An 11,522-nucleotide genomic window follows, 5' to 3' on the forward strand; every position below is an offset into this window, starting at 1 on the left:
AATCACTTACCTCTTACGATTTTTTTAATGTCACTCAACTTATTCAACGCCTCAAGTGGAGTGAGGTTGTTGACGTCGATATTCAGTATTTCATCTCGTATCTGACACAGCACCGGATCATCAAGCTGGAAGAAATTAAGCTGCACCCCTTCCCTTTTCTCACTGACCTCAGCCAACGGCTTGCCCGAAATACCCTGTTTACGGTTATCGCTCTCCAGCTGATGCAAAATATCATCGGCCCGCTTCACAATACTCTTGGGCATTCCGGCCATTTTGGCCACGTGGATACCAAAAGAGTGCTCACTCCCACCCCGCTCCAGCTTGCGCAGAAAAATCACTCTGTTATCAACTTCCTTCACGGAAACATTGTAATTCTTAATTCGTTTGAATGATTTTTCCATCTCATTCAATTCGTGATAATGGGTGGCAAAAAGCGTGCGAGCCTTAGCCTTAGGGTGTTCATGAATATACTCCACAATAGCCCAGGCAATGGAAATACCGTCGTAGGTAGAAGTTCCCCTACCCAACTCATCAAATAAAACCAAACTGCGTGACGACACATTATTCAATATATCGGCCGCTTCATTCATTTCAACCATGAACGTAGACTCTCCCACCGAGATATTATCGCTAGCCCCCACACGCGTGAATATTTTATCAACCAGACCAATGTGAGCACTTTCCGCCGGAACAAAAGAACCTATCTGAGCCAACAACGTAATCAGCGCCGTCTGCCTCAGTAAGGCCGATTTACCAGCCATGTTAGGACCGGTGATAATAATGATCTGCTGCGATTGCGAATCAAGCATCACATCATTGGCTATGTATTTCTCACCCAGAGGAAGCTGCTTTTCAATAACGGGATGCCTTCCTTGGTGTATGTCAAGCACATCATTGTCTTCAATCACCGGACGAATATAGTTATTCATCTTCGCCACATTAGCAAATGAGAGCAAACAATCCAGCCGCGCAATCTGATTGGCATTGATTTGTATAGCCGGAATAAACTCCGCCAAAGCCAAAACCAGTTCATTGTACAACTTAGTTTCCAATACAAGAATCTTGTCTTCGGCACCCAATATCTTCTCTTCGTACTCTTTCAACTCTTGCGTGATGTAGCGTTCAGCATTAACCAAGGTTTGCTTTCTGATCCACTCCTGTGGCACCTTATCTTTGTGAATGTTACGTACCTCAATGTAGTAACCAAATACACTATTAAAGGCTATCTTCAAGCTAGGTATGCCCGTCAGCTCACTCTCACGCTGCTGAATTTGCAGCAGGTAATCCTTGCCCGAATAAGCTATTTTACGCAGCTCATCCAGTTGAGGGTCAACACCTTCTTTCACCACACCACCTTTATTGATTAACAAAGGAGGATCATTATTTATTTCCTTATCAATTCTGCTACGAATAGACAAACACAAATTCAGTTGCTCGCCAATGCTGTTCAAGCTGGCATTGTCGGCTTCCAGACAAGCCTTTTTAATGGGTTCAATGGCCTGAAGAGCAATTTTTAACTGCACTACTTCACGAGGAGAAACACGCCCCACGGCCACTTTAGAAATAATACGTTCCAAATCGCCCACCAAGTGAAGCTGCTCCTCAACCAATTCTTTGAATTCCGGCTGCCGGAAGAAATATTCAACCACATTCAGACGGTCGTTTATGGGCTTCTCGTCTTTTAAAGGAAAAACCAACCACCGTTTCAGCAAGCGCGCTCCCATGGGACTGATTGTTTTATCAATCACATGAAGCAAACTGCTTCCGCCGTCGTTCATACTTGAAATAAGCTCCAGGCTACGCACCGTGAACTTATCCAAGCGAACATATTTATCTTCTTCAATTCTGGCAAGCGAAGTGATGTGCCCTATTTGCGTATGCTGCGTCATCTCCAGATACTGCAAAATAGCACCTGCGGCTATAATGCCGTTCTTGAGATGTTCCACACCAAAACCTTTCAGATTCTTGGTTTCGAAATGCTTTAAAAGCTTTTCACGCGCGGCAGTATCTGTAAACACCCAGTCGTCTAGCTCAAACGTAAAAAACCGGCTACCGAAATTACCTTCAAACATCGGTCGTTTGCCTCGTTCAAATAGAATTTCCTTGGGTCCGAAGTTATTCAATAATTTATCAATGTAATCAAACGGACCTTCTGCCGTCAGAAATTCGCCGGTCGATATATCCAAGAAAGCCACTCCGCAAGAAGGTTTTCCGAAATGCACAGCCGCCAAGAAGTTATTCTCTTTGTAATTCAGTATGTTATCATTGATGGAAACACCGGGAGTCACCAGCTCTGTGATACCTCTTTTCACCAACTTCTTGGTCGTCTTAGGATCTTCCAGCTGATCGCAAATTGCCACCCTCTTCCCTGCCCTGATCAACTTAGGCAAATAAGTATCCAGCGCATGATGGGGGAAGCCTGCCATTTCAATGGTTTTGCCTTTTCCGTTGGCACGTTTTGTCAGGGTAATGCCCAGAATATCAGATGCAATAACCGCATCTGTCGAATAAGTTTCATAAAAGTCACCGCACCTGAATAACATCACAGCATCCGGATGTTTGGCTTTTAAATCCAGAAACTGTTTCATCATGGGGGTCAATTCAATATCTTGATTCACAATTGTCCTCCTTTACGTAATTAGTAATCACTAACAAAGTTAGGTATTTATCTTTGTATTCTTTCAACCTCTTATCATCTTTTAAAAAAAAACTAAATAAGCGAGCAACCTTGTTATCTGAAAATAAACGTGTAAATTTGCCACCTACAATAAGAAACATTGAAAATATAAATCAATATCACACTATAAAGTTAGATAGCTATGGACTATAATTTCAGGGAGATTGAAAAGAAGTGGCAGAAAAGATGGGTAGAACAAAAAACCTATCAAGTAACAGAAGATGAATCGAAGAAGAAATTTTATGTATTGAACATGTTCCCCTACCCTTCCGGTGCAGGATTACATGTGGGACACCCGCTGGGGTACATTGCTTCGGATATTTACGCTCGTTACAAACGACTGCAGGGCTTCAACGTTCTCAATCCCATGGGATACGATGCTTACGGTTTGCCCGCCGAACAATACGCCATACAAACCGGTCAGCATCCGGCTATCACAACCGTCAACAACATCAACCGATACAGAGAACAGCTTGATAAAATAGGATTCTCGTTCGATTGGAACCGTGAAATACGCACCTGTGACCCTGAATATTACCAGTGGACGCAATGGGCTTTTATTCGTATGTTCAACAGTTTCTATTGCAACGACGAGAAGAAAGCCATGCCCATAGGGGAACTGGTGAAAGCTTTTGAAGCAAACGGAAGCCAAGGCTTAAACGTGGCTTGCAGCGAAGAGCTCCACTTTACCGCCGATGAATGGAAACAGATGGGCGAAAAAGAGCAGCAAGAAGTACTCATGAACTACCGCATTGCTTACCTGGGCAATACCATGGTTAACTGGTGCCCGGCATTGGGAACCGTATTGGCCAATGACGAGGTGGTTGATGGCGTTTCGGAACGTGGCGGACACCCTGTTATTCAGAAGGTTATGCGTCAATGGTGTTTGCGCGTATCTGCCTATGCGCAACGGTTACTCGACGGACTGGACGGCATTGACTGGACCGACTCGCTCAAAGAGACTCAGCGTAACTGGATAGGTCGCTCTGAAGGTGCTGAGATGCGCTTCAAGGTGAAAGACAGCGAGCTTGAATTTACCATATTCACTACCCGTGCCGACACCGTGTTTGGTGTCACCTTCATGGTACTTGCTCCCGAAAGCGAGTTAGTAGCTCAACTCACTACGCCAGAGCAAAAGGCTGAAGTAGATGCATACTTGGAACGTACCAAAAAACGTACGGAACGCGAGCGCATTGCCGACCGCAGCGTTAGCGGTGTCTTCTCGGGAAGTTATGCCATTAATCCGTTAACAAACGAAGCCATCCCCGTATGGATCAGTGATTATGTATTGGCCGGTTACGGTACGGGAGCCATCATGGCGGTACCTGCGCATGATAGCCGCGACTACGCCTTTGCCAAACATTTCAATTTAGAAATTCGCCCGCTTATTGAGGGCTGTGATATCAGCGAAGAGAGCTTTGATGCCAAGGAAGGAATCATGATCAATTCACCGAAAGAAGGCGCTGCGGCAGGCGGACTCGTTTTAAACGGGCTCACGGTGAAAGAGGCTATTGCCAAGACCAAAGAATATATCCGGTCAACCGGCTTGGGAAGAGTCAAGGTAAACTTCCGCTTACGCGATGCCATCTTCTCTCGTCAACGCTATTGGGGCGAGCCTTTCCCTGTTTACTACAAGAACAACATGCCTTACATGATCGATGAAAGTAAACTGCCGTTGGAATTACCCGAGGTATCTAAGTTCCTCCCTACCGAAACAGGTGAACCACCGTTGGGTAACGCTACTCAATGGGCTTGGGATGAGGTTAACCAGACTGTAGTCGGAGTTGACAAGATAGATCACATCACCATTTTCCCGCTGGAGTTAAATACCATGCCGGGCTTTGCCGGATCATCGGCATACTATTTGCGTTACATGGATCCGCGCAACCATTCTTGTTTGGTCGATCCTCAGGTAAATGGTTATTGGCAGAATGTAGACTTATACGTGGGCGGAACGGAACATGCCACCGGGCACCTCATCTACTCTCGTTTCTGGAATAAGTTCTTGTTCGACTTGGGCGTAACGGTAAAGGAAGAGCCTTTCCAAAAGCTGGTTAACCAAGGTATGATACAAGGCCGCAGCAACTTTGTGTATCGCATTAAAGACACCAATACGTTTGTTTCATTGAATTTGAAGAACCAGTATGACACCACTCCTATTCACGTTGATGTGAATATTGTGTCGAATGACGTACTTGATCTGGAAGCATTCAAAGCCTGGCGTCCGGAATTTGCCACAGCCGAGTTTATTCTTGAAGACGGCAAATACGTTTGCGGATGGGCGGTTGAAAAGATGAGTAAATCAATGTTCAACGTGGTAAACCCTGACATGATTGTGGAGAAATACGGTGCCGATACGCTTCGTATGTACGAAATGTTCCTCGGTCCGGTTGAACAGTCAAAGCCATGGGATACAAACGGTATTGACGGTGTTTACCGTTTCCTGAAGAAGTTCTGGACATTATTCTACAACAGAGACGGTGAATTTATTGTGAACCAGGAAGCAGCAACCAAAGAAGAACTTAAATCGTTGCACAAGCTCATCAAGAAAGTGACATCGGATATAGAGCAATTCTCTTATAATACTTCCGTTAGTGCTTTCATGATCTGCATCAATGAACTATATACTTTAAAATGCAACAAAAAAGAGGTGCTTTCTCCCCTACTCGTTGTTCTGGCTCCCTTCGCACCACACGTTTGCGAAGAGCTATGGGAAGCCGTAGGCAACCAAAGTTCTGTTTGTGATGCACAATGGCCTTCATGGAACGAAGATTACCTGAAAGAAGACGTCGTTAATTACACCATTTCTTTCAATGGTAAAGCACGTTTCAATATGGAATTTGCTGCTGACGCTACCAGTGAATCCATTCAGGAAGCTGTATTGGCCGATGAACGCTCTTTGAAGTGGACGGAAGGAAAAACGCCTAAAAAGGTGATTGTTGTTCCGAAGAAAATAGTTAATATTGTTGTTTAATATCATCTTTAATAATTTATAGAATGATCAAGCTCTCCAAATCAGACGTACTGATAGAGTTAAGAGATTATTTTCTTATTACCATCGGGCTTATTTGCTACGCATTCGGGTGGTCGGCCTTCTTACTCCCCTATCAAATAACCACAGGTGGAGTAACCGGTGTATCGGCCATCATCTACTATGCCAGCGGTGTGCCCATTCAGTATAGCTATTTCATTATAAATGCTATACTGATGACTGCCGCCATTAAGATTCTGGGTCCCAAGTTCAGCATTAAAACGACATACGCCATCTTTATGCTGACTTTCTTGCTGTGGTTTTTCCAACAATTAATTGGGAATACACAAATCATAGGAGTGGGACAAGATTTTATGGCCTGCATTATCGGCGCAACCATGTGCGGTGCCGGACTAGGCATTGTCTTTATCAATAACGGAAGCACGGGTGGCACCGACATCATTGCCGCAGTGGTAAACAAATACCGTGATGTAACGTTTGGCCGCATGATACTGTATTGCGACATCGTTATTATATCATCCTGCTATTTTGTATTCAACGACTGGCGAAGAGTGGTATTCGGGTTCGTAACACTGGTTGTCATCAGCTATGTGCTCGATTTGATAGTGAATAGTGCCCGTCAGTCGGTTCAATTCCTTATCTTTTCGAAAGAATACCAGCAAATAGCCGATCGCATCATTGCCGATACGCATCGTGGAGTAACCGTTTTAAATGGTACCGGATGGTACAGCAAAAATGATGTAAAAGTACTCGTTGTACTGGCTAAGAAAAGTCAGTCGATAGAAATATTCCGTTTGGTGAAAGACATTGATCCCAATGCCTTTATTTCGCAAAGCTCCGTTATTGGTGTATATGGTGAAGGCTTTGATCGTATTAAAGTAAAGTAAACATGAAGAGAAAACTGGTTTTTGCAACCAACAACGCACATAAACTCGAAGAAGTATCACACATACTAAGTCATAAAATAGAGCTTCTAAGCCTGAAAGACATAGCGTGTGACACAGATATACCCGAGACAGCCGATACGCTCGAAGGCAACGCTCATTTAAAGTCTGAGTACATTTACAACCATTACCACATGGATTGTTTTGCCGATGATACCGGACTTGAAATAGCTGCTCTTAACAATGAACCGGGTGTATACTCGGCTCGTTACGCAGGAGAAGATAAGAATTCGCAGGCCAATATGGAAAAAGTACTTCGCCTGATGAAAGACAAGGAAGATCGTAGTGCACAATTTCGTACTGCCATATCGCTTATTTTAGACGGTAAGAAATACCTCTTTGAAGGAATCATCCGCGGCCAAATAACGACCGAGAAGAGGGGAGAAGCAGGCTTCGGCTACGATCCTATCTTTATGCCCGAAGGTTACCACCAAACCTTCGCAGAATTGGGCAGCGAAGTGAAAAACAAAATAAGCCACCGTGCTCTGGCGGTCGACAAGCTTTGTGAATTCTTGGCTAGCCTAACCGATACCAACGTCTAAAATAGTAATCACATACTTTATTACCCTTTACTCTCTACGTTATAGCTGTATATTCTTATAGCTACAACGTAGTGTGCTTTTTAGCGTCCAACCATGGTCAGCCGACTTGCTAACCATGGTTATTCAACTTACCAACCTTGGTTGGCCGATCGGCTAACCAAGGTTAGCCGCCTTTTTTTCTTAAACAGAAATGTAATGCCTCCACGTCGTTATGCCTCATTAAGCAGTATGGATTCAATGTGCAGCAACTAAATCACATCTTTCCCTCAACAAATATTATTTTTCATGGCATTGTTTACATTGAAATAAATATATTTGCAAAAAACTTTTTAAATTATGAATACTAGAAAAACTGCAACAGCAATCTTATTGCTATTCGTCACAATCGCTCTCTCTGCTCAAGAAGCAAAGTATGAAATGAAATCGGCTATCATTAAAAAGAAGACCGACTTTTCCGGACAAGTACTTGAATCGACTACTTTCATTGATGATTACGGTAAGAAGGAAGCAACGGAAATTATTTTTAAAAACGGTATGGGCCCCGGTGTCGATAAGTCTATGATGACCATCATGGATAGCACTTCTGTTATTACGGTCGATATGGATACCAAAGTGGCTAACCGTGTCAAACTACCCACAAAACCGATTAATTATCTTCAGATTAGTGACGAAATACGAGATCAATATAAATTAAAAGAGGCCGGAGAAGAGGCGATAGGAGATAAGACCTGTAAAATTTACACGCTCGAAATATCACAAATGGGACAAACCTTGCAATTAAAGGTCTGGGTGTGGAAAGGAATTGCTTTGAAGTCGGAAACATCGGCTGGTGGCACGCTACTTGCCACAGAAACAACCACAGATATACAAGAAAATGCGGCCGTGCTGCAAGACAAATTCAGCCTTCCTGCGGGAGTTACTATTCAATAAATAATTGATTCGCACATTATAATTCTTACGGGGTGGGTACTTTAATACCCGCCCCGTAATCGTTTTTCCTCCTTTATTTTTCGTTTTTCACCCCCTGTCAACAAGGAAAGCCTTATATTTGGCCTCAAATGTTAACACTATGAAGAAGTTACTAAGTATATGTATGATGTGCTGGCTTACAGGTCAGCTACTTGCTAATCCTGTAGCAGGAATGTTGGAACGAATCGACAAAGGAGCTTCCAAGAAATTTTCCATTGAAATAAAAAGTATAGGCAACGAAGATTATTTCGAACTCGATCAGAAAGGTAATCGGGTAGTGGTTCGTGCCAACAATTACGCAAGCGCCGCTTCGGGAGTAAACTGGTATCTTAAATATTATGCGGGAGTGCATTTGTCGTGGAATGGCATGACGGCCAAACTACCGGATGTTTTGCCTCAAGTAACAAAGAAGGAGCGTCATCAAACCACTCTGAAACTCCGTTATAACTTCAATTATTGTACATTCTCTTACTCCATGGCTTTCTGGGACTGGAAACGTTGGGAACAAGAGATTGACTGGATGGCATTGCATGGCATTAATTTGCCGCTGGCTGTGGTAGGCGAGGAGTGTGTATGGTTTAATATGCTCAAAAAGCTGGGCTACTCCAAAGAAGAAATAAATAAGTTCATATCCGGACCGGCTTTCATGGCCTGGTGGGAAATGAATAACCTGGAAGGTTGGGGAGGCCCGAATCCTGATTCATGGTATGAGCAGCAAACTGCATTGCAGAAAAAAATTCTGAAACGCATGAGGGAATATGGCATTGAGCCGGTATTTCCGGGTTACTCGGGAATGGTACCTCATGATGCCAAAGAGAAACTGGGTTTGAACGTAACTGAACCCGAATTGTGGAACGGATATCTTCGCCCTGCATTTTTACAACCAACCGACAGTCGCTTCAAAGAAATTGCTGCTTTGTACTACAAGGAGCAGGAAGCTCTTTTCGGCAAAGCCAATTACTATTCCATGGATCCTTTCCACGAAGCCAAAGGCATTGAGAAGGTAGACTTGGATGCTGCCGGAAAAGCGGTAATGGATGCCATGAAAAAAGTAAATCCGAAAGCTGTATGGGTGGTTCAGGGATGGACAGAAAACCCGCGGGAAGATATGATCAAAAACATGAAGAACGGAGATTTGCTTGTACTCGATCTATTCAGCGAATGCCGCCCCATGTGGGGAATGCAGCCATCTCTGTGGTACAGGGAAGGCGGATACAAGCAACACGACTGGCTCTTCTGCCTGCTCCAGAATTTCGGTGGAAATGTGGGACTGCACGGCCGTTTGGATCAGTTGCTGCATAACTTCTACGAAACAAGGAATAACCCGCTGGCGAAGCATCTCAAAGGCATCGGACTTACCATGGAAGGCATTGAAAATAATCCGATGATGTTTGAACTGATGACAGAATTGCCATGGCGCTCTGAAAAGGTTAGTAAGGAGGAATGGGTGAAAGAGTATCTCACAGCCAGATATGGCACCCAAGACAATGCCATAGAAGAAGCATGGACTATATTGGCTAACGGCATACTGAATTGTCCGCAAGGAAACAATCAACAAGGCGCCCATGAATCTATTTTCTGCGGACGTCCGTCGTTGAATAATTTTCAGGTATCGAGCTGGTCAAAGATGGAGAATTATTACGATCCCACCTCAACAGAAGAGGCTGCCCGCCTGATGGTGCAGGTGGCAGATAAGTACAGAGGAAATAACAATTTTGAATATGATTTGGTGGATGTGGTACGCCAGTCTTTGGCCGACCGCGGACGCATCGTGTATAACCGCGCCGTAGCCGACTTCAAAAGCTTCGATAAAAAAGCGTTCAAGAAGCATTCCGAAGAGTTTCTTCACTTATTGCTCTTGCAAGATAAATTATTGGGCACACGCAGCGAGTTCCGTGTAGGTACGTGGATTGAGAAAGCGCGTAACCTAGGCAATAATGATGAAGAAAAGAACCTTTATGAATGGAATGCACGTGTACAAATTACCACTTGGGGCAATCGTTATTCGGCCAATGAGGGTGGCTTGCGCGACTATGCCCACAAGGAATGGAATGGCATTCTGAAAGATTTCTATTACAAGCGTTGGGAGGCTTACTGGAAAACTTTGTGTGATGTACTCGATGGAAAACCCTTGGTGGAATTGGATTATTATTCCATGGAAGAGCCTTGGACAAAAGCGACTAATCCGTATACTTCTGCTCCTGAAAATGATTGCGTCACTGTAGCAAAAGAAGTCTTTGCCAAAGCTTTTGGTGGAAACAATTAAAGAATAAAACGCTGAAGCATGGAAAATACACCCAACAATATACCCTCCAAACAACGTTTGCTTTCGCTCGACGTATTGCGCGGTCTTACCGTTGCAGGCATGATCCTGGTGAATAACGGAGGAGGAAAGGTTTCATACGAACCTTTGCGGCATTCTGCCTGGAATGGCTTATCGCTGGCTGATCTGGTATTTCCTTTCTTTCTATTTATGGTAGGAGTGTCAACCTATATATCTCTGCGAAAATTTGAGTTTAAGTGGTCAAATGCATTGGCTCTGAAAATAGTGAAACGCACCTGCCTTATCTTGTTAATCGGGTGGGCTATTTATTGGTTTGAAGGCTGTTGTAAAGGCGACTTTCTGCCTTTCGACCACATGCGTATACCGGGAGTATTGCAGCGCATTGCATTGTGTTACGGCGTGGTTTCGCTACTGGCTGTAACGGTTAGTCACCGATGGCTTCCGTGGTTGGCTGGTTTACTATTGGCAGGATATGCCTTTTTGCTGCTACTGGCCAACGGATATGTATGTGATGAAACAAACGTTTTGTGTATGGTAGATCGTGCAGTGTTTGGAACGGCACATCTGTATCACAAGAGCCCCATTGATCCCGAAGGGCTGCTTGGCGTTATCCCGTCTATAGCACACACCATTCTGGGTTTCTGGGGAGGTAAAATTCTAATGGAACATGCTGAACTGAGAAATAAAATGCTTCACCTGTTCATCTTTGGCTTTGTATTGATGGGCGTAGGTTTACTTTTTGCGTACGGGCTACCTATCAACAAGCGTATATGGTCGCCCACGCTCGTATTGTTTACTTGCGGACTAGCCACCAGCTTGCTGGCTTGGTTTCTTTATGTTATCGATTACAAAGGCAATAAAAGTTGGACTCCTTTCTTTGTTTCGTTTGGAGTCAATCCGCTTTTTATATACGTTGTCAGTGAACTGATGAATATTGCTTTTGCAGAATTCGGAGTCAGCCAAACGTTGTTTGCCGGCATCTATTCTGTAGTTCCCGATGCGTATGTAGCTTCGCTGGTTTATGCCATTGTTTTTGTATTGCTAAATTGGGCTATAGGTTATCCGCTTTACAAGAAGAAGATATACATCAAAATTTAAAAGAAGATGCATTCAG

At 43.9% G+C, this 11,522-nt stretch carries 7 protein-coding genes; 6 read left to right on the forward strand and 1 reads right to left on the reverse strand.

Features of this window, described 5'->3' with window-relative positions; all coding sequences use genetic code 11:
• Nucleotides 1-2: 2 nt before the first annotated feature.
• Nucleotides 3-2,591, reverse strand: coding sequence for a DNA mismatch repair protein MutS (gene mutS, locus ACKPCE_RS04080; protein ID WP_407654952.1), 2,589 nt, complete (start codon nt 2,589-2,591; stop codon nt 3-5).
• Nucleotides 2,592-2,819: 228 nt separating this feature from the next.
• Between mutS and leuS the strand changes: the two genes are divergently transcribed.
• The 6 genes from leuS to ACKPCE_RS04110 all read left to right on the forward strand — a co-directional run bounded on the left by leuS (nt 2,820) and on the right by ACKPCE_RS04110 (nt 11,506).
• Entirely contained in the window at nt 2,820-5,651 is a 2,832-nt protein-coding gene (gene leuS, locus ACKPCE_RS04085; RefSeq protein ID WP_319504292.1) for a leucine--tRNA ligase, read from the forward strand.
• Nucleotides 5,652-5,674: 23 nt separating this feature from the next.
• The gene (locus tag ACKPCE_RS04090) at nt 5,675-6,556 is read left to right on the forward strand and encodes a YitT family protein (protein WP_024995494.1); all 882 of its coding nucleotides are present in this window, start codon (nt 5,675-5,677) and stop codon (nt 6,554-6,556) included.
• A gap of 2 nt (nt 6,557-6,558) precedes the next feature.
• Complete coding sequence (locus ACKPCE_RS04095) at nt 6,559-7,155, forward strand: non-canonical purine NTP diphosphatase (RefSeq protein ID WP_319504293.1); 597 nt, start codon at nt 6,559-6,561, stop codon at nt 7,153-7,155.
• Between the two features lie 336 nt (nt 7,156-7,491).
• The gene (locus ACKPCE_RS04100) at nt 7,492-8,085 is read left to right on the forward strand and encodes a hypothetical protein (protein WP_319504294.1); all 594 of its coding nucleotides are present in this window, start codon (nt 7,492-7,494) and stop codon (nt 8,083-8,085) included.
• 139 nt (nt 8,086-8,224) lie between these two features.
• Nucleotides 8,225-10,390 carry an alpha-N-acetylglucosaminidase gene (locus ACKPCE_RS04105; RefSeq protein ID WP_319504295.1) on the forward strand — a complete coding sequence of 722 codons (2,166 nt, stop codon included), beginning with the start codon at nt 8,225-8,227 and terminating at the stop codon, nt 10,388-10,390.
• An 18-nt stretch (nt 10,391-10,408) separates the two neighbouring features.
• Nucleotides 10,409-11,506: an acyltransferase family protein gene (locus ACKPCE_RS04110; RefSeq protein ID WP_319504296.1), complete on the forward strand. Its 1,098-nt coding sequence runs from the start codon at nt 10,409-10,411 to the stop codon at nt 11,504-11,506.
• Nucleotides 11,507-11,522: the final 16 nt, after the last annotated feature.

The sequence above is a fragment of the Bacteroides graminisolvens genome, assembly GCF_963666085.1.
Classification (GTDB): domain Bacteria; phylum Bacteroidota; class Bacteroidia; order Bacteroidales; family Bacteroidaceae; genus Bacteroides; species Bacteroides graminisolvens.